Raw genomic sequence first — 26,968 nt, forward strand, 5'->3', positions numbered from 1 at the left:
CTTACCGGGGCGTTTCTTTTCAACCCACCAAGGGCCACAACGTGTAACAACGAGGCCGGAAAAAATTATGTCTGAATTAGTGAATACCTCCGAAGTCGCCATTCCTGCGGTTCCCAATAAAAATGGAAAAATTAACCTGCTGGACCTGAACCGTCAGCAGATGCGCGAGTTCTTTAAAGAGATGGGCGAGAAGCCGTTTCGTGCCGATCAGGTCATGAAATGGATGTACCACTATTGCAGCGACAACTTTGATGACATGACGGACATCAACAAAGTGCTGCGCAATAAGCTTAAAGAAGTGGCTGAAATCCGCGCACCGGAAGTGGTGGAAGAGCAGCGCTCTTCAGATGGCACCATCAAGTGGGCCATTGCCGTTGGCGATCAGCGCGTTGAAACCGTGTATATCCCGGAAGACGATCGCGCCACGCTGTGCGTCTCTTCTCAGGTGGGCTGTGCGCTGGAGTGCAAATTCTGTTCTACGGCGCAGCAGGGCTTTAACCGTAACCTGCGCGTGTCGGAAATCATCGGCCAGGTCTGGCGTGCCGCGAAAATCGTGGGCGCGGCGAAAGTCACCGGTACACGTCCAATCACCAACGTGGTGATGATGGGGATGGGTGAACCGCTGCTCAACCTGACCAACGTCGTTCCGGCGATGGAAATTATGCTCGACGATTTCGGTTTTGGCCTGTCCAAGCGCCGCGTTACGCTCTCTACTTCCGGCGTGGTGCCTGCGCTGGACAAACTGGGCGATATGATTGACGTTGCGCTGGCCATCTCTCTTCACGCGCCAAACGACGCCATCCGTGACGAAATTGTGCCGATCAACAAAAAGTACAATATCGAAACCTTCCTGGCTGGCGTGCGCCGTTACCTGGAGAAATCCAACGCTAACCAGGGCCGCGTGACCATTGAATACGTGATGCTGGATCATGTTAACGACGGTACCGAGCATGCACATGAGCTGGCTGAACTGCTTAAAGATACGCCATGCAAGATCAACCTGATCCCATGGAACCCGTTCCCGGGCGCGCCGTATGGCCGTAGCTCGAACAGCCGTATCGATCGCTTCTCAAAAGTGCTGATGGAGTATGGTTTCACCACCATCGTACGTAAAACGCGTGGCGACGATATCGACGCAGCCTGTGGCCAGCTGGCGGGTGACGTTATTGACCGTACCAAACGTACGCTGCGTAAGCGTATGCAGGGTGAGTCAATCGCGGTTAAAACCGTTTGATTATTATGCAGACACGGCGCATTTTTTGCGCCGTGAAGCATTAATTTACTGAATATTCAGTCACAATCATCACGACTGATTAATAATTACGGTGCGTTTCATACGACTTTCGGGCAGTATGTAACGACGTAACAACAGTTTAGCGTGAAGGCCTGCCAGCGCTGTCATCTGCGGCCCGACAGTCTTATACTGTTTGTTCCAGGTTAACTGACCTAAAGTTTCGCGGTGCGGGTGGCATTGTGACTCACCGGCACCTGAACCCTTATTTTCACGTACCAGTAGTTGTAGCGAATGAATACTGAAGCCACTCACGATCAAAATGCAGCACTCTCCACTGGCGTTCGTCTTCGCAACGCCCGTGAACAACTCGGACTTAGCCAGCAAGCCGTTGCAGAACGCCTGTGCCTGAAGGTTTCCACCGTTCGCGATATTGAAGAAGATAAGGCACCCGCCGATCTGGCTTCAACGTTTCTGCGCGGTTATATCCGTTCTTACGCCAAACTGGTTCATATCCCTGAAGACGAATTACTGCCGATGATGGAGAAGCAGGCGCCTGTGCGTGCGGCAAAAGTTGCGCCGATGCAAAGCTTCTCTCTGGGTAAACGTCGTAAAAAACGCGATGGCTGGCTGATGAGCTTTACCTGGCTGGTCCTGTTTGTGGTTGTCGGCCTGACGGGCGCATGGTGGTGGCAAAACCACAAAGCGCAGCAGGAAGAGATCACCACCATGGCCGATCAGTCCTCCGCTGAGCTTAATCAGTCTGGTAATAACGGCGCGCAAAGCGTGCCGTTGAGCACCGAAGGGGCGACCTCCAGCGAACCTCAGTCGGCAGCAAGCAACACGCCTGCAACCGAGCCAGCGGCGACGCCAGAAGCGACGGCGAATACCGCGCCAGCCACCCAGACCCAGGATCAGAACGCGGTCGTATCACCTTCTCAGGCCAATGTTGATACCGCCCCTGCGGCAACGGCACCGGCAGAGAACACCGCGGCGTCACTGCCAACTGACCCGGCTGGCACGGCGGCACCTGCCGTGGACCCGAATGCGCTGGTGATGAATTTTACGGCTGATTGCTGGCTGGAAGTGACTGACGCGACAGGTAAAAAGCTGTTCAGCGGCCTGCAACGTAAAGATGGCACGTTAAATCTAACGGGCCAGGCACCTTACAAGCTTAAAATCGGCGCACCGGCAGCGGTACAGATCCAGTATCAAGGAAAACCTGTCGATCTGAGCCGCTTTATCAGAACTAACCAGGTTGCGCGTCTTACCGTTAATGCCGAACAATCAGCAGCACAGTAACAGACGGGCAATGCGGGAGATTTTACATGCATAACCAGGCTCCTATTCAACGTAGAAAATCGAAACGGATTTACGTTGGGAACGTGCCAATCGGCGATGGGGCGCCTATCGCCGTCCAGTCGATGACCAATACGCGTACTACGGATGTAGAAGCGACGGTCAATCAAATCAAAGCATTAGAACGCGTCGGCGCGGACATTGTTCGCGTCTCTGTGCCTACCATGGACGCCGCCGAGGCGTTCAAACTGATCAAGCAGCAGGTGAGTGTTCCGCTGGTTGCCGATATTCACTTCGATTACCGTATCGCGCTGAAAGTCGCTGAATACGGTGTCGATTGTCTGCGTATTAACCCAGGCAACATCGGCAACGAAGAGCGCATTCGCATGGTGGTTGACTGCGCCCGCGACAAAAACATTCCAATCCGTATCGGCGTAAACGCTGGCTCTCTGGAAAAAGATCTCCAGGAAAAGTACGGTGAGCCGACGCCGCAGGCGCTGCTCGAATCCGCCATGCGTCACGTCGATCACCTGGATCGCCTTAACTTCGATCAGTTCAAAGTGAGCGTCAAAGCGTCTGACGTCTTCCTGGCCGTTGAATCGTATCGTCTGCTGGCAAAACAGATCGATCAGCCGCTGCATCTTGGCATCACCGAGGCGGGCGGTCTGCGCAGCGGTTCGGTAAAATCTGCGATTGGTCTCGGCCTGCTGCTCTCTGAAGGCATCGGCGACACGTTACGTGTCTCCCTGGCCGCCGATCCGGTGGAAGAGATCAAAGTCGGATTCGACATCCTGAAATCACTGCGTATCCGCGCGCGTGGGATCAACTTCATCGCCTGCCCAACCTGTTCACGTCAGGAGTTTGACGTGATCGGCACCGTGAATGCTCTGGAGCAGCGCCTGGAAGACATCATCACCCCGATGGACGTTTCCATCATCGGCTGCGTGGTGAACGGTCCGGGTGAAGCGCTGGTGTCCACGCTGGGCGTGACCGGCGGTAACAAGAAAAGTGGTCTCTATGAGGATGGCGTTCGTAAAGATCGTCTGGATAATAGTGACATGATCGACCAGCTCGAAGCCCGCATTCGTGCAAAAGCGACGATGATGGACGAAGCGCAGCGCATCAGCGTTCAGCAGGTTGAAAAATAACGTGATGGGAAGCAGGCTGCTTCCCATGTATGATTGAACCCATTCTTTGGGTTCTTTTTTGTATATAGAAAGAGAATAAACGTGGCAAAAAACATTCAAGCCATCCGCGGCATGAACGATTATCTGCCTGGCGAAACCGCCATCTGGCAGCGCATTGAAGGCACACTGAAGCAGGTGCTCGGCAGCTACGGTTACAGCGAAATTCGTTTGCCGATTGTAGAGCAGACCCCGTTATTCAAACGCGCGATCGGCGAAGTAACCGACGTGGTTGAAAAAGAGATGTATACCTTTGAGGACCGCAACGGCGACAGCCTGACCCTGCGTCCTGAGGGGACGGCGGGTTGCGTACGCGCCGGCATCGAACATGGTCTCCTGTACAATCAGGAGCAGCGCCTGTGGTATATCGGCCCGATGTTCCGCCACGAACGTCCGCAAAAAGGCCGCTACCGTCAGTTCAACCAGCTTGGCGTGGAAGTGTTTGGTCTGCAAGGACCAGATATCGATGCTGAACTGATTATGCTTACTGCCCGCTGGTGGCGTGCGCTCGGTATTTCTGAGCACGTATCCCTGGAGCTGAACTCTATCGGTTCTCTGGAAGCGCGTGCGAACTATCGCGATGCGCTGGTGGCGTTCCTGGAACAGCACAAAGAGAAGCTCGACGAAGACTGTAAGCGTCGTATGTACAGCAACCCGCTGCGCGTACTCGATTCCAAAAATCCTGACGTACAGGCGCTGCTGAATGATGCGCCAGCGCTGGGTGACTACCTGGATGAGGATTCCCGCGAACACTTTGCCGGCCTGTGCAAGCTGCTTGAAGCGGCGGGCATTGCTTATACCGTTAACCAGCGTCTGGTGCGCGGTCTGGACTACTACAACCGCACCGTATTTGAGTGGGTCACCACCAGCCTCGGTTCGCAGGGCACCGTCTGTGCTGGCGGTCGTTATGACGGTCTGGTCGAGCAACTGGGTGGTCGCGCAGCACCGGCAGTAGGCTTCGCGATGGGCCTTGAGCGACTTGTTTTGCTGGTTCAGGCAGTTAATCCGGAATTTAAAGCCGATCCTGTTGTCGATATATACCTGGTGGCCTCAGGTGCGGATACGCAGTCTGCGGCAATGCAGCTTGCCGAACGCGTGCGCGATGCGCTGCCGGACGTTAAGCTGATGACCAACCACGGCGGCGGCAACTTTAAAAAACAGTTTGCTCGTGCCGATAAGTGGGGCGCAAGTATCGCACTGGTGCTGGGTGAGTCCGAAGTGGCCAACGGCGAAGTGGTAGTCAAAGACCTGCGCTCTGGTGAGCAAACTACGGTAACGCAGGATGGCGTTGCGGCGCACTTGCGCACTCTATTGGGCTAAGGAGAAGGACTGCGTGGAAATTTACGAGAACGAACACGACCAGGTTGATGCGGTTAAGCGCTTCTTTGCTGAAAACGGCAAGGCACTGGTTGTAGGGGTTATTTTAGGTGTTGGTGCGCTGGTAGGCTGGCGTTACTGGAACAATCATCAGGCTGACTCTGCTCGCGGTTCGTCCCTGAACTACGAAAATACCGTTAGCGCAATCCGTGCCGATCAGCCGCAAACGCTGACGGCTGCGGAGAAATTTGCCGCTGACAACAAAAACACCTACGGCGCGCTGGCTGCGCTGGAAGTGGCTCAGCAGTATGTTGATAAAAACGAACTGGACAAAGCCGCTGCGCAACTGTCTCAGGGGCTTGCTGCTGCCAGTGACGATAATCTGAAAGCGGTGATCAATCTGCGTCTGGCGCGTATCCAGGTTCAGCAGAAAAAAGCCGACGACGCGCTCAAAACGCTTGATACCATCAAAGGCGAAGGCTTTGCCGCTATTGTTGCCGATCTTCGCGGTGAAGCACTGCTGAGTAAGGGTGATAAAGCGGGCGCGCGTAAAGCGTGGCAAGCTGGCGTGGATAGTAAAGCTTCACCTGCGCTGAGCGAAATGATGCAGATGAAAATAAATAATTTGTCCGTCTGAGAGGGACCCAATGCAATTGCGTAAATTACTTCTGCCAGGACTGCTTTCTGTTACGTTATTGAGTGGTTGTTCACTGTTCAGTGGCGAAGAAGACGTTGTTAAAATGTCCCCGCTGCCGACGGTTGAAAACCAGTTCACCCCATCTACCGCCTGGGACACTTCCGTAGGCGATGGTATTGGCGATTTTTATTCCAACCTGCACCCGGCATTTGCTGACGGCGTTGTCTATGCGGCCGATCGCAAAGGCACCGTTAAAGCGCTGAACGCTGATGACGGAAAAGAAGTGTGGTCCATTAACCTGGCGGAAAAAGACGGCTGGTTCTCCCGTAAACCTGCACTGCTTTCTGGCGGCCTGACCGTTACTGGCGGTCACGTGTATGTGGGCAGCGAAAAAGCGCAGGTTTACGCGCTGAATGCCAGCGACGGTTCGGTTGCATGGCAGACCACCGTTGCCGGTGAATCCTTGTCGCGTCCGGTTGTTAGCGACGGCCTGGTGCTGATCCATACCAGCAACGGCCAGTTGCAGGCGCTGAACGAAGCCGATGGTCTGGTAAAATGGACGGTTAACCTGGATATGCCAGCGCTGTCTCTGCGTGGTGAATCTGCTCCGGCGACCGCATTTGGTGCCGCCATTGTGGGCGGTGACAACGGCCGAGTCAGCGCGGTACTGATGCAGCAGGGCCAGATGATCTGGCAGCAGCGTATTTCCCAGGCGACCGGTTCAACTGAAATCGACCGTCTGAGTGACGTGGACACCACGCCAGTTATCGTCGACGGTGTGGTTTACGCGCTGGCGTATAACGGCAACCTGACGGCGCTGGACCTGCGTAGCGGCCAGATCATGTGGAAACGTGAGCTGGGTTCCGTGAACGATTTCATCGTCGACGGCAACCGTATTTATATGGTGGATCAGAACGACCGCCTGCTGGCGCTGAGCACCGAAGGTGGCGTAACGCTGTGGACGCAAAGCGATCTGCTGCACCGTCTGCTGACCGCACCGGCACTGTATAACGGCAGCCTGGTGGTGGGCGACAGCGAAGGCTATATGCACTGGATCGATCCAGAGAATGGCCGCTTCGTGGCACAGCAGAAAGTGGATAGCTCAGGCTTCCTGACGGAGCCCGTTGTGGCTGACGGCAAACTGCTGATTCAGGCAAAAGACGGCACGCTGTACGCGATCACGCGTTAATTACACGGCGGTTGTAGTATACTAAACGGCTCCTGTTCACTCAGGAGCCGTTTTGACATTTTTAAAAACGCTGCGAAAGCGACGTTATTTTGAATTTTATGAGGCTTCAAACATGGTACCTGTGGTCGCGCTTGTCGGGCGCCCTAACGTTGGAAAATCCACTCTTTTTAACCGTTTAACACGCACCCGTGATGCGCTGGTTGCGGATTTCCCGGGGCTGACGCGTGACCGTAAGTACGGTCGTGCAGAGGTGGAAGGACGCGAGTTCATCTGTATCGATACCGGGGGTATTGACGGTACGGAAGACGGCGTAGAAACCCGCATGGCAGAGCAATCTCTGCTGGCTATCGAAGAAGCAGATGTGGTTCTGTTTATGGTGGATGCTCGCGCTGGCCTGATGCCCGCGGATTCTGCTATCGCTAAACATCTGCGTTCACGCGAAAAGCCAACCTTCCTGGTGGCGAACAAAACTGACGGCATCGATGCCGATCAGGCCATTGCGGATTTCTGGTCTTTAGGCCTGGGCGATATTTATCCTATCGCGGCCTCGCATGGCCGTGGCGTCACCAGCCTGCTGGAAACCGTTCTGCTGCCGTGGGTTGATGAAGTAAACCCACCGGAAGAGGTGGACGAGGACGCTGAATACTGGGCGCAGTTTGAAGCCGGAGAAGAAGGAGAGGAAGAGCCGGAAGACGACTTCAACCCGCAGGATCTGCCTATCAAGCTGGCTATCGTGGGTCGCCCAAACGTGGGTAAGTCTACGCTTACTAACCGTATTCTCGGCGAAGAGCGCGTGGTGGTTTACGACATGCCAGGCACAACGCGTGACAGCATCTACATTCCAATGCAGCGCGATGAACGTGAGTACGTACTTATCGACACCGCAGGGGTGCGTAAGCGCGGGAAAATCACCGATGTGGTGGAAAAATTCTCGGTGATCAAGACCCTTCAGGCGATTGAAGACGCCAACGTGGTGCTGCTGGTTATTGACGCACGTGAAGGTATCTCCGATCAGGATCTCTCTCTGCTCGGCTTTATCCTCAATAGTGGGCGCTCACTGGTTATCGTCGTCAACAAGTGGGACGGCCTGAGCAATGAAGTGCGCGAGCAGGTGAAAGAGACGCTGGACTTCCGTCTGGGCTTTATCGACTTTGCCCGCGTTCACTTTATCTCTGCCCTGCACGGGAGTGGTGTCGGCAACCTGTTCGAATCCGTTCGTGAAGCTTATGACAGCTCTACCCGCCGTCAGAGCACGGCGATGCTGACCCGTATCATGAACATGGCTGCTGAAGACCACCAGCCGCCGCTGGTGCGCGGTCGTCGCGTGAAGCTGAAATATGCTCACGCCGGGGGATATAACCCGCCTATCGTGGTGATCCACGGTAACCAGGTGAAGGATCTGCCGGACTCCTACAAACGGTACCTGATGAACTACTTCCGTAAGTCGCTGGACGTGATGGGTACGCCTATCCGTATTCAGTTCAAGGAAGGGGAAAACCCGTTTGCGAATAAACGCAACACCCTGACGCCGAACCAGATGCGTAAGCGTAAGCGTTTGATTAAGCACATTAAGAAAAGCAAATAATCCTTACCGATCTCACTAAAACCCGCGCCTGTCGCGGGTTTTTTTTCGCTCATTCAAAAGGCCCGCCTTCCCTGTGTGATGTCAATCACTATTCGCTTTGAACCATGTTTATATCTAAGAAAGTAGACAATCGTCGAATTTTCGTCTTAAAGTCCAGGGTTCGGTACTAGACAAAACTAGCGCCTGGTTATCAAATGGTTAACCAACATTTCGCCGCATGTAAAAAATCGATCGGATACGTAACCGTTCGGCGTACATGCTGGTGTTTACAAGCACGACACATACCTTTTCGGGAGAATTATGCAATCCTCTGTTAATCAAAAAGAGAGCCGAACCTTCTTCGGCCATCCTTATCCGCTCGGTTCTCTGTTCTTCACCGAGATGTGGGAGCGTTTCTCGTTTTACGGTATTCGCCCGCTACTGATCCTGTTTATGGCCGCCACCGTGTATGACGGCGGAATGGGCCTGGCGCGTGAAAACGCCTCGGCGATTGTCGGTATTTTTGCTGGCACCATGTACCTCGCCGCGCTGCCGGGCGGCTGGCTGGCGGATAACTGGCTCGGCCAGCAGCGGGCCGTCTGGTACGGTTCGATTTTGATTGCGCTTGGGCACCTGTCGATTGCCCTGTCGGCCATCATGGGCGACAACCTGTTCTTCATCGGCCTGATGTTTATCGTGCTCGGCTCCGGCCTGTTCAAGACCTGTATCTCGGTCATGGTGGGGACACTGTACAAAAAGGGCGATGCGCGTCGTGACGGCGGTTTCTCGCTGTTCTATATGGGCATCAACATGGGCTCGTTCATTGCCCCTCTGATTTCCGGCTGGCTGATTAAAACCCACGGCTGGCACTGGGGCTTTGGTATCGGTGGTATCGGGATGCTGGTCGCCCTGATTATCTTCCGCGTGTTTGCCGTTCCGGCCATGAAGCGCTACGACAGCGAAGTCGGTCTGGACTCCACCTGGAACAGTCCGGTAGTGAAACGTAACGGCGTGGGCGCCTGGCTGCTGGCGCTGGCTGTGGGTGTTGCAATCATCGTTACGTTGATTGCCCAGGGCGTGATTGTGATTAATCCGGTCGCGGTCGCCAGCGTGCTGGTGTATGTTATTGCCGCCTCCGTCGCGCTCTACTTCATCTATCTGTTCATCTTCGCCGGGCTGAATCGCAAAGAGCGCGCAAGGCTGCTGGTGTGCTTTATTCTGCTGGTCTCCGCCGCGTTCTTCTGGTCCGCGTTCGAGCAGAAGCCAACCTCCTTCAACCTGTTCGCCAACGACTACACTAACCGCATGATCGGTGATTTTGAAATCCCGGCGGTGTGGTTCCAGTCGATTAATGCCCTGTTCATCATTCTGCTGGCCCCGGTATTTAGCTGGGCATGGCCGAAGCTGGCGAGCAAAAACATTCGTCCGAGCAGCATCACCAAGTTCGTGATCGGTATTCTGTGTGCAGCGGCGGGCTTTGGCCTGATGATGCTGGCGGCGCAGAACGTACTGAGCAATGGTGGGGCAGGGGTTTCTCCGTTCTGGCTGGTGGGCAGTATCCTGATGCTGACGCTCGGGGAACTGTGCCTGAGTCCGATTGGTCTGGCGACCATGACCCTGCTGGCGCCGGAAAGAATGCGCGGCCAGATGATGGGCCTGTGGTTCTGCGCCAGTGCGCTGGGTAACCTGGCTGCGGGGCTGATTGGCGGTCACGTGAAGGCCGACCAGCTGGATATGCTGCCAGACCTCTTTGCCCGTTGCTCCATCGCGCTGCTGATTTGTGCTGCGGTGCTGTTCGTCCTCATTGTTCCGGTACGTCGCATGCTGGAAAATGCGCAAACTAAACCGGCTACCGAAGCCTGATACTATTCAGTCTGCCGGGGCAGTTGTCCTGTCCCGGCCCAACTCAACAGGAGAGAGCATGTCGATTACCTGTCCGGATTGCCACGCAGCGCTCGAGCCGCAAAACGGTATCGCGCACTGCGACAGCTGCAATAAAGATATTCCCCTCGAAGCGCGCTGCCCTGACTGCCATCAGCCGCTTCAGGTACTCAAGGCCTGCGGCGCGGTGGATTACTTCTGTCAGAACGGCCACGGGCTGATCTCAAAAAAACGCGTCGAGTTCGTCAGGGCTGGGGCTTAATCGCACACGCAGCCTTCTCCTTTTTGCCATAGCTCGATCAGCGATTCCGGCGCTTCCTGCTCCGGAACCAGCACAATAATATCGGTATACTGCGCCTGATTGTGCCGGGTCCAGATTATCTGAATGCGAAAATAGCGCTGATCGCCGCTGCCCGGAGACGACGCCTGGCCCGGTGGCTGTCCGCGCGGGATAGCCTGTTCCAGAATATTCACCACGCGCTGACGCTGCGCCTCGTTGAGCGTGGAGAGGGCGATCGTGCGCTGACCGCTCAGCTTAGGAATAAAGGCGACGCCGCCTTCCCGGGCCAGCTCAACCACGGCGTCATCCGTCAGTTCCGGTACCTGCATTACAGTACTCCCACCTGTTCCCAGGCTTGTTTAATGGCCGCCCCAACGTCGCTACCGGAGCGTTTCTCGCCGTGGGCGATCGTCAGTTTTGCGAAAGCGTCAAAATCCGCATCCTGCGCCAGGTTGCGATCGCAAACCGTGTCGTACCAGGCATAACCCGCTTTTTCCCAGGCGTAGCCACCGATTGCCGTTGCGGCCAGGTAAAACGCCCGGTTGGGGATGCCAGAGTTAAGGTGTACGCCGCCGTTATCCTCGCGCGTTTTGATAAAATCTTTCATGTGCGCGGGCTGCGGGTCTTTGCCAAGGAGGGGATCGTCGTAGGCGGTGCCGGGTTCAGACATTGAGCGCAGCCCTTTGCCGTTAATCCCCGCTGCCAGCAGCCCTTCGCCAATCAGCCAGTCTGCCTGGTCGGCGGTTTGCTTAAGATAGTATTGCTTCACCAGCGAACCAAACACGTCGGATAACGACTCGTTCAGCGCGCCAGATTGTTCAAAGTAAATGAGCCCGGCTTCGGTCTCCGTCACACCGTGGCTCAGCTCATGCGCCACCACGTCGATGGCAATGGTGAAGCGGTTGAAGATTTCCCCGTCGCCATCGCCAAAGACCATCTGCTGGCCGTTCCAGAAGGCGTTTTGATACTCACGGCCGTAATGCACGGTACCGGTCAGGATCAGCCCCTTATTATCGAGCGAATCCCGCTGATACTCCTTCCAGAAGAAATCATGGGTGATCCCCAGATAATCGTACGCTTCATCCACCGCCACATCGCCGTTGGAGGGCTGGCCTTCATAGCGCACCTGGCTACCCGGCAGCTCCTGAGTCTGTTTCGCATCGTAGATGTCACGCTCAAGCTGACCGGCTTTATTCACATGCGGCGCGGCGGGCTTGCCCGGCATATGCGCCATCAGGGTTTGCACATGGGTTAATGTCTGACGGGCGCAGCGCTGCTGGGGCTCTGAACCGCTTTCGATAATACGACGAAGAATATACGGAGGGATGACGCTATGAAGATGGGGCATGCTGCTCTCCTTATTAAAAAAGGCAATAGCAGCAGTATAGTTTGTAACCGGCGAAGATTTATCCGCTTTTACGCTGGCGCGTTTTTTTCACCGGTTTGATCTCTTTTACCTCACTCTCGACCCAGCCGTCAGAAAGCCGGGTGGTGAGCACATCCCCGGCTTTAACCTGTTTCGTTTGTTTCAGCACTTTGCCGTCCGTCGCGGTGGTCACACTATAGCCGCGAGCCAGCGTGGAGAGCGGGCTGACGGCTTCCAGATGGGTGACCGCATTGCCAAAACGCTCGCGGGTGGCGCTCAGGCGTGAGCGGATATTTTCCGCGAGGCGATACTCAAGCTGCTGGATACGCGTTTGTGCGCGATAAACCTTCGGCTGTGGATTCTGCTGGTTCAGACGCTGCGTCATGCGCTGCTGGCGCGATACCGCCCGCTTAAGCTGGTTATCCAGCGCGAAGTTCATCCGCTGACGCAGACGTTCCAGCACGGTTTGCTGACGCGCCAGACGCAATTGCGGATGCTGCTGTTGCAGACGATGGTGAAGCTGGGTAAAGCGGCGGGTACGGTTGGCGAGGAAGTAGTCCATCGCCATCTCCAGGCGCTGCTGCCCGTTCTGGATCTGACGCAGCAGCTCCTGCTGGTTACGGCTGACTACCTCTGCCGCCGCGGACGGCGTGGGCGCGCGTAAATCCGCGACAAAATCGGCAATCGTCACATCCGTTTCGTGACCGACGGCGCTCACCACCGGGATAAGGCTGGCAAAGATTGCCCGCGCCACGCGCTCGTCGTTAAAGCTCCACAGGTCTTCCAGCGAGCCGCCGCCGCGCCCGACGATCAGGACATCACACTCCTGACGCGCATTCGCCAGCTCAATGGCGCGCACGATCTGCCCCGGCGCATCGTCACCCTGAACGGCAGTCGGGTAGATAATGACGGGCAGGGAAGGGTCACGGCGCTTAAGGACGTGCAAAATATCGTGCAGGGCCGCACCGGTTTTCGACGTGATAACCCCAACGCAGTGGGCTGGTGAGGGAAGGGGTTTTTTAAACTGCTGGTCGAACAATCCCTCAGCCGAAAGCATGGCTTTTAGCTGCTCGTACTTCTGTTGCAGCAAGCCTTCACCGGCGGGCTGCATGCTCTCGACGATAATCTGATAATCGCCGCGCGGCTCATACAGGGTAATGTTGGCGCGAACCAGAACCTGCTGGCCATGCTGAGGACGGAACGTCACGCGACGGTTGCTGTTGCGGAACATCGCGCAGCGCACCTGAGCGGTGTCGTCTTTCAGCGTAAAGTACCAGTGGCCGGAAGCAGGCTGCGTGAAGTTAGAGATTTCACCGCTGATCCAGACCTGTCCCATTTCCTGCTCAAGCAGCAAACGCACCGTCTGATTAAGGCGGCTGACAGTATAAATTGAGGGGGATTGAGAGGATAACATGTGAGCGGGATCAAATTCTAAATCAGCAAGTTATTCAGTCGATAGTAACCTGCTGAGAGGTGAGCGCAAGCATTTTTTTCAAAAAAGTGTGGATGCAATCGGTTACGCTCTGTATAATGCCACGGCAATATTTAACCACCCAGGTCAGAGATATTGCCCATGCTACGTATCGCTAAAGAAGCACTGACGTTTGACGACGTCCTCCTCGTTCCCGCTCACTCCACCGTTCTGCCGAATACTGCCGACCTCAGCACGCAGTTGACGAAAACCATTCGTCTGAACATTCCTATGCTCTCCGCAGCAATGGACACCGTGACTGAAGCGCGTCTGGCTATCGCCCTGGCACAGGAAGGCGGCATTGGCTTTATCCACAAAAACATGTCTATCGAGCGTCAGGCGGAAGAAGTTCGCCGCGTGAAGAAGCATGAATCCGGTATCGTGTCCGATCCTCAGACCGTTCTGCCAACCACCACGCTGCACGAAGTGAAAGCCCTGACCGAGCGTAACGGCTTTGCAGGCTACCCGGTAGTCACTGAAGACAACGAACTGGTCGGCATCATTACCGGTCGTGACGTGCGTTTCGTGACTGACCTGAACCAGCCTGTAAGCGTCTACATGACGCCAAAAGAGCGTCTGGTGACCGTGCGTGAAGGCGAAACCCGCGACGTGGTGCTGGCGAAAATGCACGAAAAACGCGTTGAGAAAGCGCTGGTTGTGGACGCGAACTTCCACCTGCGCGGCATGATCACCGTTAAAGATTTCCAGAAAGCAGAACGTAAACCGAACGCCTGTAAAGACGAGCATGGCCGTCTGCGCGTCGGCGCTGCGGTTGGCGCGGGCGCAGGTAACGAAGAGCGCGTTGACGCGCTGGTTGCCGCGGGCGTTGACGTGCTGCTGATTGACTCCTCCCACGGCCACTCCGAAGGCGTTCTGCAACGTATTCGTGAAACCCGTGCTAAATACCCGGATCTCCAGATTATCGGCGGTAACGTGGCAACAGGCGCAGGCGCTCGCGCGCTGGCGGAAGCGGGTTGCAGCGCGGTGAAAGTGGGTATCGGCCCTGGCTCTATCTGTACCACCCGTATCGTCACTGGCGTAGGCGTGCCGCAGATCACGGCGGTTTCTGACGCGGTTGAAGCGCTGGAAGGCACCGGTATTCCGGTTATCGCGGACGGCGGTATCCGCTTCTCTGGTGACATCGCCAAAGCGATCGCCGCAGGTGCCGCAGCCGTGATGGTGGGCTCCATGCTGGCCGGTACCGAAGAATCTCCGGGTGAAATCGAACTCTACCAGGGGCGTTCTTATAAATCCTACCGCGGTATGGGCTCCCTGGGCGCGATGTCCAAAGGTTCCTCCGACCGTTACTTCCAGACCGATAACGCTGCTGACAAACTGGTACCGGAAGGTATCGAAGGTCGCGTGGCGTATAAAGGCCGCCTGAAAGAGATCATTCACCAGCAGATGGGCGGCCTGCGCTCCTGTATGGGTCTGACCGGCTGTGGTACCATTGACCTGCTGCGTACCAAAGCGGAATTCGTACGCATCAGCGGTGCGGGTATCCAGGAGAGCCACGTTCACGACGTGACGATCACCAAAGAGTCCCCGAACTACCGTCTGGGCTCCTGATAAATTTCCGCGCCCGGCTCAATGCCGGGCGCTTTGTTTTGTTTCACTTGCCTCGGAATTAGCGTCAATGACGGAAAACATTCATAAACATCGCATTCTCATCCTGGACTTTGGTTCTCAGTACACTCAGCTGGTGGCGCGCCGCGTGCGTGAGCTGGGCGTTTACTGTGAGCTGTGGGCGTGGGATGTCACGGAAGCACAGATTCGCGAATTCAATCCAAGCGGCATCATCCTGTCCGGCGGCCCGGAAAGCACCACCGAAGAGAACAGCCCGCGCGCGCCGCAGTACGTGTTCGAAGCGGGCGTACCGGTGTTCGGCGTTTGCTACGGTATGCAGACCATGGCGATGCAGCTGGGCGGCCACGTAGAAGGCTCTAACGAGCGTGAGTTCGGCTACGCACAGGTTGAAGTTGTCACCGACAGCGCGCTGGTGCGCGGTATCGAAGACTCCCTGACCGCAGACGGCAAGCCGCTGCTGGACGTGTGGATGAGCCACGGCGACAAGGTTACCGCCATCCCGTCCGACTTCGTGACCGTTGCCAGCACCGAAAGCTGCCCGTTCGCCATCATGGCGAACGAAGAAAAACGTTTCTACGGCGTGCAGTTCCACCCGGAAGTGACCCATACCCGTCAGGGTATGCGCATGCTGGAGCGCTTCGTGCGTGACATCTGCCAGTGTGAAGCCCTGTGGACCCCGGCAAAAATCATCGACGACGCCGTGGAGCGTATCCGCCAGCAGGTTGGCGATGACAAAGTGATCCTCGGCCTCTCCGGTGGCGTGGACTCCTCTGTGACCGCGATGCTGCTGCACCGCGCCATCGGCAAAAACCTGACCTGTGTCTTCGTGGATAACGGCCTGCTGCGCCTGAACGAAGCGAAGCAGGTTATGGACATGTTTGGCGACCACTTCGGTCTGAACATCGTTCACGTGGAAGGCGAGCAGCGTTTCCTGGACGCGCTGAAAGGCGAGAACGATCCGGAAGCGAAACGTAAGATCATCGGTCGCGTGTTCGTGGAAGTGTTCGACGAAGAAGCGCTGAAGCTGGAAGACGTGAAATGGCTGGCGCAGGGCACTATCTACCCTGACGTGATCGAGTCTGCGGCCTCCGCAACCGGTAAAGCGCACGTTATCAAATCTCACCACAACGTGGGCGGCCTGCCGAAAGAGATGAAGATGGGTCTGGTGGAACCGCTGCGTGAGCTGTTCAAAGACGAAGTGCGTAAAATCGGTCTGGAGCTGGGGCTGCCGTACGACATGCTCTACCGTCACCCATTCCCGGGCCCGGGCCTCGGCGTACGCGTGCTGGGCGAAGTGAAGAAAGAGTACTGCGACCTGCTGCGTCGCGCGGACGCGATCTTCATCGAAGAGCTCCACAAAGCTGACCTGTACAACAAAGTGAGCCAGGCGTTCACCGTGTTCCTGCCGGTACGCTCCGTCGGCGTGATGGGCGATGGCCGTAAGTACGACTGGGTTGTTTCCCTGCGTGCGGTGGAAACCATCGACTTCATGACCGCGCACTGGGCGCACCTGCCGTATGACTTCTTAGGCCGCGTGTCTAACAGAATAATCAATGAAGTCAATGGCATATCGCGTGTCGTGTATGACATCAGCGGCAAGCCACCGGCGACGATCGAGTGGGAGTAAGCCCATAACCTTTCCTGCGAAGTTATAAGCATGTAAGACTGATAAAACCCTCTGTTTACAGAGGGTTTTTCTTTTGTAGCTGATATCCGAACGGGACGTGAGCTACTGGCTCATCTGCCGGGATCCACGGCAGCCGATACTGCGTCGCCATGCCCCTGGCGCCTGACCATACTGACGCTTAAAGCTGCGATTGAAGGACTGCTGAGAGTCAAAGCCCAGCGCGATCGCCACGTTCAGAATCGGTTCATCGCTGTGGGCTAAGCGCTCAACCGATTTTTGCAGCTTTTGCGCGCGAATATATTCGGCGAGAGGGGAGCCGGTATGTTCTTTGAAAAGCCGCTGGAGGTGCCATTTCGAATAGCCGGCTCGCCTGGAGACGGTTTCAATGTCCAGACGGCTATCGAGGTTGTTGTCGATCCAGTCGAGTAAATCGTGAATGAATGCACCCGTGTTCATCTTGCTTCCCCCTACGCCACGCATTAAAAAGCATCTTTGTTTGTTGCACTTAAAGGTGACCCGTTTTTACATTAATTGCAAGTTTTATTGTTGCATTTAAATCCCTGTTCAAAACACGTGATTTACCTTTGCCGCAAATAGCACATAAAGTGCAACAATTATTCTTGCACTTAGTTAAGCGCCTTCCTACAATCGCCGCGAATAGTGTATTCGCAACTGTTACAGTTTTGTGGCGATGAACGACACAAATGGCCTTAAGCCAGCTACCGGACAAAGGAAGTGGCGCGGCGTCTCCCGCTGCGTCTTGCCCGGCGGCTACAATAACCGGAATAAAAATAATGAGCCTGCAAAAAACCTGGGGTAACTTTCATCTGAGCGCGATGGGGGTGGTTTTACTCTCCGTGCTTCTCGTCGGGTGCGATGACAGCGTCGCGCAAAATGCCGCGCCGCAAGCGCCCGTTGTCAGCGCTGCTGACGTGGTGGTGAAATCCATTAGCCAGTGGGACAGCTTTAACGGTCGCATTGAAGCGGTGGAAAGCGTTCAGCTGCGTCCGCGCGTGTCCGGCTACATTGAGAAAGTGAATTACACCGACGGCCAGGAAGTGAAGAAGGGCGAGGTGCTGTTCACCATCGATGACCGAACCTATCGCGCCGCGCTGGAACAGGCGCAGGCGAACCTGGCAAGAGCCAAAACGCAGGCCAGCCTCGCGCAAAGTGAAGCCAGCCGTACCGATAAGTTGATCAATACCCATCTGGTCTCACGGGAAGAGTGGGAGCAGCGTCGCTCGGCTGCCGTTCAGGCGCAGGCCGACATTCGCGCCGCGCAGGCGGCGGTTGACGCAGCCCAGCTCAACCTGGACTTCACCAAAGTGACTGCGCCTATCGATGGTCGCGCCAGCCGGGCGCTGATCACCAGCGGGAACCTGGTGACTGCGGGCGATACCGCCAGCGTCCTCACCACGCTGGTCTCGCAGAAGACGGTGTACGTCTACTTTGACGTGGACGAGTCAACCTACCTTCACTATCAAAACCTGGCCCGCAGCGGGCAGGGGGCGTCCAGCAATCACACGGCGCTGCCGGTTGAGATTGGCCTGACGGGCGAGGAGGGCTATCCCCATCAGGGCAAAGTGGATTTCCTGGATAACCAGCTCACGCCGAGCACCGGGACCATCCGCATGCGCGCGCTGCTGGATAACTCACAGCGTCAGTTCACGCCGGGACTGTTTGCCCGAGTACGCCTGCCGGGCAGCGCGGAGTTCAAAGCTACGCTTATCGACGACAAAGCGGTGCTGACCGATCAGGATCGTAAATACGTCTATATCGTCGATAAAGAGGGGAAAGCGCAGCGTCGCGACATTACGCCGGGTCGTCTGGCAGACGGTTTACGCATCGTGCGGCAGGGGCTGAACCCAGGTGACAAAGTCATCGTCGAGGGTTTACAGAAAGTGTTTATGCCGGGTATGCCGGTTAACGCCAAAACCGTTGCCATGACCGCCAGCGCCGCCCTCAACTGATCCCTTGACCTGAGAATCCAACCCATGGACTTTTCCCGCTTTTTTATCGACAGGCCGATCTTTGCTGCCGTCCTGTCGATTCTGATTTTTATCACAGGGTTAATCGCCATCCCGCTGCTGCCGGTGAGCGAATACCCTGACGTCGTGCCGCCAAGCGTGCAGGTGCGCGCGGAGTACCCGGGCGCCAACCCGAAAGTGATTGCCGAGACCGTGGCGACGCCGCTGGAAGAGGCGATCAACGGCGTCGAGAACATGATGTACATGAAATCCGTCGCGGGCTCGGACGGCGTGCTGGTGACCACCGTGACCTTCCGTCCGGGGACTGACCCGGATCAGGCGCAGGTTCAGGTGCAGAACCGCGTCGCGCAGGCCGAAGCGCGTCTGCCGGAGGACGTGCGGCGTCTGGGCATTACCACCCAGAAGCAGTCGCCCACGCTGACGCTGGTGTTGCATCTGTTTTCGCCAAACGGTAAGTACGATTCGCTGTATATGCGCAACTACGCCACGCTGAAGGTGAAGGATGAGCTGGCGCGCCTGCCCGGCGTCGGCCAGATCCAGATTTTCGGCTCCGGTGAGTACGCGATGCGCGTCTGGCTGGACCCTAATAAAGTGGCGGCGCGCGGGCTGACCGCCTCGGACGTGGTCACGGCGATGCAGGAGCAAAACGTACAGGTCTCCGCCGGTCAGCTTGGCGCCGAGCCGCTGCCGAAAGAGAGCGACTTCCTGATCTCCATTAACGCCCAGGGCCGCCTGCATACCGAAGAAGAGTTTGGCAATATTGTCCTGAAAACAACGCAGGATGGTACGGTCGTCCGCCTGCGCGACGTGGCGCGGATTGAAATGGGCTCCGGGAGCTATGCCCTGCGTTCCCAGCTGAACAATAAAGACGCGGTCGGGATTGGTATCTTCCAGTCGCCGGGGGCGAACGCCATCGATCTGTCTAACGCGGTGCGCGCGAAAATGGACGAACTGTCCACGCGCTTCCCGGCAGACATGAAGTGGGCGGCACCTTACGATCCGACGGTCTTCGTGCGTGATTCAATCCGTGCGGTGGTGCAAACGCTGCTGGAAGCCGTGGTGCTGGTGGTGCTGGTGGTCATTCTGTTCCTGCAAACCTGGCGCGCGTCGATCATTCCGCTGATCGCGGTGCCGGTGTCGGTGGTGGGTACTTTCAGCATTCTCTACCTGCTGGGCTTCTCGCTGAATACCCTCAGCCTGTTCGGCTTGGTGCTCGCCATCGGTATCGTGGTGGACGACGCCATCGTGGTGGTGGAAAACGTCGAGCGAAATATCGAAGAGGGGCTTGCGCCGCTTGCGGCCGCGCACCAGGCGATGCGTGAAGTGTCCGGGCCGATTATCGCGATTGCGCTGGTGCTGTGCGCGGTGTTTGTGCCGATGGCGTTTCTGTCGGGCGTTACCGGCCAGTTCTACAAGCAGTTTGCGGTGACGATCGCGATATCGACGGTGATTTCAGCGATTAACTCGCTGACGCTCTCTCCGGCGCTGGCGGCACTGCTGTTAAAGCCCCACGGCGCGCCGAAAGATTTCCCGACCCGGCTTATCGACCGTCTGTTCGGCTGGATTTTCCGTCCGTTTAACCGCTTTTTCCTCCGCAGTTCAAACGGCTATCAGGGGCTGGTGGGCAAAACGCTGGGACGGCGCGGTGCGGTATTCGTGGTTTACCTGCTGCTGCTCTGTGCCGCAGGCGTCATGTTTAAAGCGGTGCCCGGCGGGTTTATTCCCACGCAGGACAAGCTGTACCTGATTGGCGGCGTGAAAATGCCGGAAGGCTCCTCGCTGGCCCGCACCGATGCGGTGATCCGCAAAATGAGCGAAATCGGGATGAATACCGAAGGCGTGGATTATGCGGTCGCGTTTCCGGGGCTGAACGCGCTGCAGTTCACCAATACGCCGAATACCGGAACGGTCTTCTTTGGCCTGAAGCCGTTCGACCAGCGTAAACATTCCGCGGCGGAAATTAACGCGGAGATCAACGCGAAAATCGCGCAAATCCAGCAGGGCTTTGGCTTCTCGATTCTGCCGCCGCCGATTTTAGGGCTGGGTCAGGGGTCGGGCTATTCGCTGTACATACAGGATCGCGCTGGTCTGGGCTATGGCGCGCTGCAAAACGCGGTGAACACCATGTCCGGGGCGATTATGCAGACGCCGGGGATGCATTTCCCCATCTCAACCTACCAGGCTAACGTGCCGCAGTTGGACGTCCAGGTTGACCGCGATAAGGCGAAAGCGCAGGGCGTGTCGCTGACCGATCTCTTCGGGACGCTGCAAACCTATCTGGGCTCGTCGTACGTCAATGATTTCAACCAGTTCGGGCGTACCTGGCGCGTGATGGCGCAGGCCGACGGGCAGTTCCGCGACAGCGTGGAAGATATTGCGAATCTGCGTACCCGCAACAGCCAGGGCGAAATGGTGCCGATTGGCAGTATGGTGAACATCACGACCACCTACGGTCCGGACCCGGTGATCCGCTACAACGGCTACCCGGCGGCGGATCTGATTGGTGATGCCGACCCGCGCGTGCTCTCTTCCGCGCAGGCGATGACGCAGCTGGACGCTATGTCTAAACAGATCCTGCCGAACGGGATGAATATTGAATGGACGGACCTGAGCTTCCAGCAGGCCACCCAGGGCAACACGGCGCTGATCGTCTTCCCGGTCGCAGTGCTGCTGGCGTTCCTGGTGCTGGCGGCGCTGTATGAAAGCTGGACGCTGCCGCTGGCGGTGATCCTCATCGTGCCGATGACGATGCTCTCCGCGCTGTTCGGCGTCTGGCTGACCGGGGGCGATAACAACGTCTTCGTGCAGGTAGGGCTGGTTGTGCTGATGGGGCTGGCCTGTAAAAACGCGATACTTATCGTGGAGTTTGCCCGCGAGCTGGAAATTCAGGGCAAAGGCATCATGGAGGCTGCGCTGGAGGCGTGCCGCCTGCGTTTACGCCCGATTGTAATGACTTCTATCGCCTTTATTGCCGGGACTATTCCACTGATCCTTGGTCACGGGGCAGGGGCAGAAGTGCGCGGCGTCACCGGGATCACCGTCTTCTCCGGGATGCTGGGCGTGACGCTGTTTGGTCTGTTCCTGACGCCGGTCTTTTACGTGACGCTGCGTAAGTTCGTGACGCGCGGCAAAGCGGAAAGAGAGGTGTTGCCTGCGTAGGACGTAGCAGATAGCAAAAAGCCGCCTTCACAATGAAGGCGGCTTTTTTTTCGCAGTCTGTCAGGATTAAGGCGCTTTTTTATGCTGCGTACAGAGTTCCGGCACCGGATCGCACCCGCTGGTATCGGCTTTTTTCACCTCTTCCAGCGCGCTGGCGACGGTATGGCGCGCTAAAACCGCTAACGAAGCCTGCTCCGCTTCATCAGCGATTGATTTGAAGTACCAGCAGGCGTTGGCGCTGACCACGCAGCGGGCCGGGACGTCAGGACGGGACGCCCACAGCTTTTTATCTTCAGTGACGGAAAGGTAGATATCACGCAGGGTAATCTCTTCCGCCGGGCGGCCAAGATGAATAGAGCCGTTGCGGCCAAGCGTGGAGACGATAATGCCGTCGCGGGCGAGAGGAACCATTAATTTGCGGATAAAGCTCGGATTCGCTTCCAGGCCGTAAGCCAGGATTGCACTCGTCGAACGTTCACCCGATTGCTCCGCCATCGCTACGCTGAGAACCATCTGCAAAGCTGTCGGGAAGCGGTAATCTAACATTTTTCTGTCCTGGGTTGCGGTGAATCTTGTTCTTTTTGGCACCGCAGAGGTGAATAATCAGTAAGTAACAATATAACAAATACGGTAATTTTATTGAAGCAATCTGCGGCATACGTGAAGTAACGCTGCGCTGACACATGTCAGGACGTGTAGCGCCGGGTTTACATTCATGCGAACGCCGGATTCGGGAAATCAACGGTCACCATAAGACCACCTTCGGCTGACGTACTCAGATTGACCCTGCCGTTGTGTTGCTGCGTAACGGCTTTGACGATGGCAAGCCCCAGTCCACTCCCGCTTTGGGTCTGATTAGGATCGCGGAAAAATCTGTCGAACACGCGCTCCCGTAGTTCAATCGGGATACCGGGGCCCGCGTCTGAGACGCGCAGCTGAGCGCACTTATCACGCGATTGCAGTTGTACCTCAATGCGTCCACCCTCAGGGCTGTACTTCACGGCATTCTCAATTAAATTGTCGATCAGCGACACCAGACGTTCCCGAATGCCTGCGACATGGATTTCATCGTCGGCGAAGAATTCAAACTCAATTCTGCGTCCGGACGCCAGCGGTTCCAGGGCAGCCATTCGCTCCTGAATAAGCGTTGTCAGCGGCACAGGCGACAACACCGTGCTGATGTGTGCTTCGCTGTGCATCATCAGCAGAAGCTGATTGACGAGACGCGCAGCACGGCTATTGCTGTGAACAATGCCCGCAAGCAGTTCCTGCTGGCTTTCGCTGATGACCCAGGACTGCAATGCCTCGACGTTGATCCGCATCGCGGCCAGAGGCGTACGCAGTTCGTGAGCGGCATCGGCAATAAACATTTTTTCCCTTTCGGCGCTTTCCCGCACCCTGGCCAGAAAGTCATTAATCGCGTCGACCGTCTGGCGAAGCTCCCTGTGTCGGGGGACGGCTTTTAAAGGCGAGAGATCGTCCGGCGTGCGCAATGAAATTTCATCTACCACCTTGTTCCAGGGGCGCATCGCGATGCGGATGGACAGCCACGCGGGGAACAGAAGAAAAGGGATGCATATCATCAGCGGCATGACGTAGTAGCCGCGCGAGTTCAGATAGATAAAGAAATTCCAGCTACCGGCAGGGGTAAAAAGGGTGACCTCCACGTCGGAGTGCGCGGATTTGAGGGTACGGCTTGTCCATGTATGGTCCTCACTCTGGACATGCTGCATGACCCCCAGACGGCTATTTTTTACCCCCGTTGGCGCACCATCCGAAGAAAAAATAATCTCGTTATTCTTGCGAACAATGAGGTTGATGGACAGCTCCGGGTCTTCACCGCCGCCATAGCCCTCCCGCAGCGCCTTGCTGAACGCTGCCAGCACGGCATTACGCGCCTGCGGGCGATCGTCCATGCTCTCTACCAGGGAAAAAACGGTTTCGTAAGTCTCATTGCCCGTCAGTATGGGAGGACTACGCAGGTCTTCCAGCAAAATGAAGGTTAAAAAGAGACACCAGAGCAACGTAAGCAGCAGCATCTGGGCGACCAGCATTCGCCTGACCAGTGTGGGAAGCCTGAGGTGGTGCCAAAAATTACGCATCAACCTGCCGCCTTCTGAACGGGTACGGTATCAATGACATACCCAACGCCTCTCACCGTTCGCACAAAGCCATCGCCAATTTTTCGCCGCAGGTTACCCATATGCACATCAAGTGCGTTGCTGAGGTTTTCTTTCGTGCCAAATAACCTTTCTTCCAGATACCGTCGCGTAAGCACGCGATCGGCGCGCAGCATTAACGTTTCAAGCAGCGCATATTCGCTTGCCGTCAGCTCATCGTGGCGTGCGCTCACCGTTACGCGACGCGTCGGAATATGAAGCGACAAACCGCGAATTTCTATTGCCTCATTTTCAAAACCGTAACTGCGCCGCGCAAGGGCTCTCACGCGCGCCAGCAGTTCGGCGAGAACAAAAGGTTTGACCAGATAATCGTCTGCGCCTGCATCCAGCCCGCACAGGCGGTCCTGTAGCGTGCCTCGCGCCGTCAGGATGATGACGGGGACGCCCTTAAGCTGTTGACGGAGGCGCGTCATCAGGCTCATGCCATCGCCATCGGGCAGCCCCAGGTCGAGCAAAATAAGTTCCGGCACGCAGATCCCAAGCTGATGCAGCGCATCCTCTTTGCGGCGTACCCATATGACATCAAATCCTTGATCTGCAAGGGCGATACGCACGCCATTGCCGAGATCCAGGTCGTCTTCAATTAGTAGAATTTTCACATTGGTAACTGTATCAACAGTGCATGAAGAACAACTGAAGAAAAAACGGTAACAGGAATTCTTCAGGGTTTACAGAACCTTCACGTGCTTCAGCATTTCTTCATTTACGGCTCATAAGAACCTTAGGGTGAGTATTCAGAATGAGCGCTCTGGCGTTTAACACCGCTTGTATCGCAATCATCTGAATCCAAAGGGCTTCTTTAATGAGAAACATCACACTGCGTAATAGTTTCCCCCGTTCACGCATCGGTCGCAGCATGAAAAGCATCTTGCCGGGGGCCGTCCTGGCGTTACTGGCTACCCCGACCCTGGCGGCAGATCAGCCTCAGGGCAACGTGTTAACCCTGGGAGGCGGCGTGGATGTTGCGCCACGCTATTCCGGTTCGGACAAGAGCCGGGTCTCTGCGGCTCAGGTGGTTGATTACGCGATGGCCAATGGTTTTTTTGTCAGCACCACGCGGGGGATCGGCTACGGCAACAGCTTTGGTAACCTGGACTACAACGCAGCGCTGAGCTATCGCGCAGGACGTAAGGATCGCGACGTAAGCAGCGATTCGATCGCCTCCGGCAGCGACGACCTGCGGGGAATGGGTGACATTAAAGGCTCAGCTATCGTTGTGCCAGGGCTGGGGTACAGGGTGACTGACTGGCTGACCGTGCAGTTGCAGGCAGAGGTTCCGGTTTCTGAGAGAGACAATGGTGAGGCTGTGCATTTCGGCATTGCCAGCCCGTTCTATACATCTCCGAAAAATGCGTTAACGCTGGCGCTGACCGGTAGCTGGGGATCCAGTAAGTACGTGCAAACCTATTACGGGGTGAATGCCGCCCAGTCGGCCGCATCGGGTTTTGCCCGACACGATGCCGGATCGGGACTATATGCGTATTCGCTGAACCTGGACTGGACTCATAAGCTCACCTCCCGCTGGAGCCTGCTTGCCGCAGCTGGCGTTACGCAACTGACGGGAGATGCAGGCGATAGCCCAATTGTTCAGCGAAAAACGTCTCCTGTGGGAAGTTTGAAGGTGACGTACAGCTTCTGATGGTTAAGAGAGGGGGAAGGCGCGTTTGTGACAAAACCGCACATAACCCCGTTGCAGGAGCCAGAAGTGCATAAAGCCCGCAGGATGGCGTGGCCCGAAGTCGGACCGTTCATCATGCGGGCTTTTTTATCACTGTTGACCCGATAACGCCTGTTCTATCGTACGGGTAACGACGTCCGGCTGGCTGACCATCGATACATGGCTTGCCGCTACCTCCGTGGTGTTGGCGTTGATTTTCTTCGCCATTGCGCGCTCAAGCTCAGGATTGATCATCCGGTCATTTTTGCTGATCACATACCAGCTCGGTTTGTCATGCCAGGCGGCATGCGCGACTTTCTCCCCAAACGCATCGGCCTTAATAGGGTTTTGCGTCGCGGCAATCACGCTGCGCTCAACGTCCTTCACGTCAGGGGCAAAATTCTCGCTGACCGCTTTTGTCGGCAGATATAAATACCCCTCTGACGTTTTAGCGAGGCTGGCGCTCCCTGGCGGAGCAGGATAACTGTCTGCCAGATCTGCGGTAGACTGGCCGGAATCCGGCGCAAAAGCGGCAACGTAAACCAGAGACTTCACCCGCGCATTATTGCCCGCTTCGCTGATTACCGACCCGCCCCAGGAGTGCCCGACCAGCACAACGTCGCCATGAGCCCGGGCGATAGCACGCTGCTTGGCGGCGACATCATCTTTCAGAGACGTGAGCGGAAGTTGTACCGCAATGACCTCGGTATGGTGTTTTTGCAGCCGGGTAATCACCTTATTCCAGCTGCTGCCGTCGGCAAACGCCCCGTGCACCAGCACCACGCTGGCTTTCGTCTCTGCCAGCGCGCTGGTGGAAACCGCCAGCAGCGCCGCTGTTAATACAGACAATGCTTTCATAACAGGCTCCTTAAAAGTGGTGAACCGCGGCGTGTGGCGGCACGGTGAATTCAACGGTTTTATGGTCGATGGGCTTATGCGTCGGGTCGGCAACGATGATGGTTACCTTGTGTTTCCCGGCGGGCAGCCCGACCAGGATCACCGGCTCCCCGCTGGTATCAGCCCAGAGCCAGGGCGCGTCATCCACCACAACGTGAATATGGCCGATACGCGGAGTGACTTTCAGCGCGTCGGGTCCAAATACAGGTTCAATGCGCAGGTTTTCGACGCGGTACTGAATAAAGACTGCACCTTTACTCAGCGGTCCCGCCAGCGGTGGGTCGACGATCAGTTTTGCTGGCGGCTGGGGTTTTTCCTGCGGCGCTACGGCGGCCGGGCCATTAACATCAGCAGCGCTCAGGCCATCCAACGGTGCGGCCAGTGCGCCAGCAAAGGACGTCAGCGCAAATACAGGAAGCAGGAAATATCGACGAATCATCTGTGTCTCTCCTCA

The 26,968-nt window shown here is 56.5% G+C and carries 23 protein-coding genes; 14 read left to right on the forward strand and 9 right to left on the reverse strand.

Translation table 11 applies throughout. From position 1 onward, the window contains the following. The first annotated feature begins 67 nt into the window (after positions 1 to 67). The 9 genes from ACOTYB_RS06295 (at position 68) to ACOTYB_RS06335 (ending at position 10,564) form a co-directional block, all read left to right on the forward strand. Positions 68 to 1,234: a bifunctional tRNA (adenosine(37)-C2)-methyltransferase TrmG/ribosomal RNA large subunit methyltransferase RlmN gene (locus ACOTYB_RS06295; protein WP_003860623.1), complete on the forward strand. Its 1,167-nt coding sequence runs from the start codon at positions 68 to 70 to the stop codon at positions 1,232 to 1,234. Positions 1,235 to 1,525: 291 nt separating this feature from the next. Further along, positions 1,526 to 2,533 carry a cytoskeleton protein RodZ gene (gene rodZ / locus ACOTYB_RS06300; RefSeq protein ID WP_023325062.1) on the forward strand — a complete coding sequence of 336 codons (1,008 nt, stop codon included), beginning with the start codon at positions 1,526 to 1,528 and terminating at the stop codon, positions 2,531 to 2,533. 26 nt (positions 2,534 to 2,559) lie between these two features. Continuing rightward, the gene (gene ispG / locus ACOTYB_RS06305) at positions 2,560 to 3,678 is read left to right on the forward strand and encodes a flavodoxin-dependent (E)-4-hydroxy-3-methylbut-2-enyl-diphosphate synthase (protein WP_003860619.1); all 1,119 of its coding nucleotides are present in this window, start codon (positions 2,560 to 2,562) and stop codon (positions 3,676 to 3,678) included. An 81-nt stretch (positions 3,679 to 3,759) separates the two neighbouring features. Further along, positions 3,760 to 5,034, forward strand: coding sequence for a histidine--tRNA ligase (gene hisS / locus ACOTYB_RS06310; RefSeq protein WP_022649001.1), 1,275 nt, complete (start codon positions 3,760 to 3,762; stop codon positions 5,032 to 5,034). A 13-nt stretch (positions 5,035 to 5,047) separates the two neighbouring features. Beyond that, positions 5,048 to 5,668 carry a YfgM family protein gene (locus tag ACOTYB_RS06315; RefSeq protein ID WP_003860614.1) on the forward strand — a complete coding sequence of 207 codons (621 nt, stop codon included), beginning with the start codon at positions 5,048 to 5,050 and terminating at the stop codon, positions 5,666 to 5,668. A gap of 10 nt (positions 5,669 to 5,678) precedes the next feature. Then, a complete protein-coding gene (gene bamB / locus ACOTYB_RS06320) occupies positions 5,679 to 6,857 on the forward strand; it encodes an outer membrane protein assembly factor BamB (protein ID WP_003860612.1) in 1,179 nt (392 codons plus the stop codon). A 112-nt stretch (positions 6,858 to 6,969) separates the two neighbouring features. Beyond that, positions 6,970 to 8,442, forward strand: a complete 1,473-nt coding sequence (der, locus tag ACOTYB_RS06325; protein ID WP_003860611.1) for a ribosome biogenesis GTPase Der — start codon at positions 6,970 to 6,972, stop codon at positions 8,440 to 8,442. A gap of 300 nt (positions 8,443 to 8,742) precedes the next feature. After that, the gene (locus ACOTYB_RS06330; RefSeq protein WP_023314644.1) at positions 8,743 to 10,284 is read left to right on the forward strand and encodes a peptide MFS transporter; all 1,542 of its coding nucleotides are present in this window, start codon (positions 8,743 to 8,745) and stop codon (positions 10,282 to 10,284) included. A gap of 58 nt (positions 10,285 to 10,342) precedes the next feature. Next, positions 10,343 to 10,564, forward strand: coding sequence for a zinc ribbon domain-containing protein (locus tag ACOTYB_RS06335; protein WP_003860607.1), 222 nt, complete (start codon positions 10,343 to 10,345; stop codon positions 10,562 to 10,564). Here ACOTYB_RS06335 and ACOTYB_RS06340 read toward each other — a convergent pair. From ACOTYB_RS06340 to xseA, 3 genes are read right to left on the reverse strand one after another with little or no spacing between them, the layout of a single operon-like run. Next, positions 10,561 to 10,911, reverse strand: coding sequence for a protealysin inhibitor emfourin (locus ACOTYB_RS06340; RefSeq protein ID WP_003860606.1), 351 nt, complete (start codon positions 10,909 to 10,911; stop codon positions 10,561 to 10,563). The genes ACOTYB_RS06335 and ACOTYB_RS06340 overlap by 4 nt on opposite strands. Further along, positions 10,911 to 11,930, reverse strand: coding sequence for a M4 family metallopeptidase (locus ACOTYB_RS06345; protein ID WP_023325046.1), 1,020 nt, complete (start codon positions 11,928 to 11,930; stop codon positions 10,911 to 10,913). Before ACOTYB_RS06345 ends, ACOTYB_RS06340 begins: the two co-directional genes overlap by 1 nt. A 58-nt stretch (positions 11,931 to 11,988) precedes the next feature. Next, entirely contained in the window at positions 11,989 to 13,362 is a 1,374-nt protein-coding gene (gene xseA, locus ACOTYB_RS06350; RefSeq protein ID WP_045896653.1) for an exodeoxyribonuclease VII large subunit, read from the reverse strand. 159 nt (positions 13,363 to 13,521) lie between these two features. Here xseA and guaB point away from each other — a divergent pair, with 159 nt between their 5' ends. Both guaB and guaA read left to right on the forward strand, forming a co-directional pair. Further along, positions 13,522 to 14,988 carry an IMP dehydrogenase gene (guaB, locus tag ACOTYB_RS06355; RefSeq protein ID WP_003860601.1) on the forward strand — a complete coding sequence of 489 codons (1,467 nt, stop codon included), beginning with the start codon at positions 13,522 to 13,524 and terminating at the stop codon, positions 14,986 to 14,988. 67 nt (positions 14,989 to 15,055) lie between these two features. Continuing rightward, on the forward strand, positions 15,056 to 16,633 hold the full coding sequence (gene guaA, locus ACOTYB_RS06360; RefSeq protein ID WP_003860599.1) for a glutamine-hydrolyzing GMP synthase: 1,578 nt from the start codon (positions 15,056 to 15,058) through the stop codon (positions 16,631 to 16,633). Between the two features lie 102 nt (positions 16,634 to 16,735). Here guaA and ACOTYB_RS06365 read toward each other — a convergent pair whose 3' ends face one another. Beyond that, positions 16,736 to 17,089, reverse strand: coding sequence for a helix-turn-helix domain-containing protein (locus ACOTYB_RS06365; RefSeq protein ID WP_022651570.1), 354 nt, complete (start codon positions 17,087 to 17,089; stop codon positions 16,736 to 16,738). A gap of 338 nt (positions 17,090 to 17,427) precedes the next feature. Between ACOTYB_RS06365 and ACOTYB_RS06370 the strand changes: the two genes are divergently transcribed. Next, positions 17,428 to 18,603 carry an efflux RND transporter periplasmic adaptor subunit gene (locus ACOTYB_RS06370; RefSeq protein ID WP_421765776.1) on the forward strand — a complete coding sequence of 392 codons (1,176 nt, stop codon included), beginning with the start codon at positions 17,428 to 17,430 and terminating at the stop codon, positions 18,601 to 18,603. A 24-nt stretch (positions 18,604 to 18,627) separates the two neighbouring features. Beyond that, positions 18,628 to 21,780, forward strand: a complete 3,153-nt coding sequence (gene oqxB, locus ACOTYB_RS06375; RefSeq protein WP_220317015.1) for a multidrug efflux RND transporter permease subunit OqxB — start codon at positions 18,628 to 18,630, stop codon at positions 21,778 to 21,780. Between the two features lie 66 nt (positions 21,781 to 21,846). Here oqxB and ACOTYB_RS06380 read toward each other — a convergent pair whose 3' ends face one another. The 3 genes from ACOTYB_RS06380 to ACOTYB_RS06390 form a co-directional block, all read right to left on the reverse strand. Then, complete coding sequence (locus ACOTYB_RS06380) at positions 21,847 to 22,326, reverse strand: RrF2 family transcriptional regulator (RefSeq protein ID WP_003860591.1); 480 nt, start codon at positions 22,324 to 22,326, stop codon at positions 21,847 to 21,849. A 167-nt stretch (positions 22,327 to 22,493) separates the two neighbouring features. Continuing rightward, complete coding sequence (locus tag ACOTYB_RS06385) at positions 22,494 to 23,882, reverse strand: sensor histidine kinase (RefSeq protein ID WP_421765777.1); 1,389 nt, start codon at positions 23,880 to 23,882, stop codon at positions 22,494 to 22,496. Continuing rightward, a complete protein-coding gene (locus tag ACOTYB_RS06390; protein WP_047055432.1) occupies positions 23,882 to 24,559 on the reverse strand; it encodes a response regulator in 678 nt (225 codons plus the stop codon). Before ACOTYB_RS06390 ends, ACOTYB_RS06385 begins: the two co-directional genes overlap by 1 nt. A gap of 203 nt (positions 24,560 to 24,762) precedes the next feature. On the opposite strand from ACOTYB_RS06390, the gene ACOTYB_RS06395 reads away from it, so the two are divergent. Beyond that, a complete protein-coding gene (locus tag ACOTYB_RS06395) occupies positions 24,763 to 25,599 on the forward strand; it encodes a MipA/OmpV family protein (protein WP_047055430.1) in 837 nt (278 codons plus the stop codon). 129 nt (positions 25,600 to 25,728) lie between these two features. Here the strand turns inward: ACOTYB_RS06395 and ACOTYB_RS06400 are convergent, their stop codons facing one another. Both ACOTYB_RS06400 and ACOTYB_RS06405 read right to left on the reverse strand, forming a co-directional pair. After that, entirely contained in the window at positions 25,729 to 26,475 is a 747-nt protein-coding gene (locus ACOTYB_RS06400; RefSeq protein WP_220153277.1) for an alpha/beta fold hydrolase, read from the reverse strand. Between the two features lie 10 nt (positions 26,476 to 26,485). Further along, entirely contained in the window at positions 26,486 to 26,953 is a 468-nt protein-coding gene (locus ACOTYB_RS06405; RefSeq protein WP_409248811.1) for a DUF6130 family protein, read from the reverse strand. Positions 26,954 to 26,968: the final 15 nt, after the last annotated feature.

The sequence above is a fragment of the Enterobacter cloacae complex sp. IR5450 genome, assembly GCF_049238665.1.
Taxonomy (GTDB): Bacteria; Pseudomonadota; Gammaproteobacteria; order Enterobacterales; family Enterobacteriaceae; genus Enterobacter; species Enterobacter hormaechei_C.

What these genes read in the sequence shown, in the direction of transcription:
- ACOTYB_RS06295 (WP_003860623.1), top strand. Translation starts at nt 68, where the DNA reads ATGTCTGAATTAGTGAATACCTCCGAAGTCGCCATTCCTGCGGTTCCC.
- rodZ (WP_023325062.1), top strand. Translation starts at nt 1,526, where the DNA reads ATGAATACTGAAGCCACTCACGATCAAAATGCAGCACTCTCCACTGGC.
- ispG (WP_003860619.1), top strand. Translation starts at nt 2,560, where the DNA reads ATGCATAACCAGGCTCCTATTCAACGTAGAAAATCGAAACGGATTTAC.
- bamB (WP_003860612.1), top strand. Translation starts at nt 5,679, where the DNA reads ATGCAATTGCGTAAATTACTTCTGCCAGGACTGCTTTCTGTTACGTTA.
- der (WP_003860611.1), top strand. Translation starts at nt 6,970, where the DNA reads ATGGTACCTGTGGTCGCGCTTGTCGGGCGCCCTAACGTTGGAAAATCC.
- ACOTYB_RS06330 (WP_023314644.1), top strand. Translation starts at nt 8,743, where the DNA reads ATGCAATCCTCTGTTAATCAAAAAGAGAGCCGAACCTTCTTCGGCCAT.
- ACOTYB_RS06335 (WP_003860607.1), top strand. Translation starts at nt 10,343, where the DNA reads ATGTCGATTACCTGTCCGGATTGCCACGCAGCGCTCGAGCCGCAAAAC.
- ACOTYB_RS06340 (WP_003860606.1), bottom strand. Translation starts at nt 10,911, where the DNA reads ATGCAGGTACCGGAACTGACGGATGACGCCGTGGTTGAGCTGGCCCGG.
- ACOTYB_RS06345 (WP_023325046.1), bottom strand. Translation starts at nt 11,930, where the DNA reads ATGCCCCATCTTCATAGCGTCATCCCTCCGTATATTCTTCGTCGTATT.
- xseA (WP_045896653.1), bottom strand. Translation starts at nt 13,362, where the DNA reads ATGTTATCCTCTCAATCCCCCTCAATTTATACTGTCAGCCGCCTTAAT.
- guaB (WP_003860601.1), top strand. Translation starts at nt 13,522, where the DNA reads ATGCTACGTATCGCTAAAGAAGCACTGACGTTTGACGACGTCCTCCTC.
- guaA (WP_003860599.1), top strand. Translation starts at nt 15,056, where the DNA reads ATGACGGAAAACATTCATAAACATCGCATTCTCATCCTGGACTTTGGT.
- ACOTYB_RS06365 (WP_022651570.1), bottom strand. Translation starts at nt 17,089, where the DNA reads ATGAACACGGGTGCATTCATTCACGATTTACTCGACTGGATCGACAAC.
- ACOTYB_RS06370 (WP_421765776.1), top strand. Translation starts at nt 17,428, where the DNA reads ATGAGCCTGCAAAAAACCTGGGGTAACTTTCATCTGAGCGCGATGGGG.
- oqxB (WP_220317015.1), top strand. Translation starts at nt 18,628, where the DNA reads ATGGACTTTTCCCGCTTTTTTATCGACAGGCCGATCTTTGCTGCCGTC.
- ACOTYB_RS06380 (WP_003860591.1), bottom strand. Translation starts at nt 22,326, where the DNA reads ATGTTAGATTACCGCTTCCCGACAGCTTTGCAGATGGTTCTCAGCGTA.
- ACOTYB_RS06385 (WP_421765777.1), bottom strand. Translation starts at nt 23,882, where the DNA reads ATGCGTAATTTTTGGCACCACCTCAGGCTTCCCACACTGGTCAGGCGA.
- ACOTYB_RS06395 (WP_047055430.1), top strand. Translation starts at nt 24,763, where the DNA reads ATGAGAAACATCACACTGCGTAATAGTTTCCCCCGTTCACGCATCGGT.
- ACOTYB_RS06400 (WP_220153277.1), bottom strand. Translation starts at nt 26,475, where the DNA reads ATGAAAGCATTGTCTGTATTAACAGCGGCGCTGCTGGCGGTTTCCACC.
- ACOTYB_RS06405 (WP_409248811.1), bottom strand. Translation starts at nt 26,953, where the DNA reads ATGATTCGTCGATATTTCCTGCTTCCTGTATTTGCGCTGACGTCCTTT.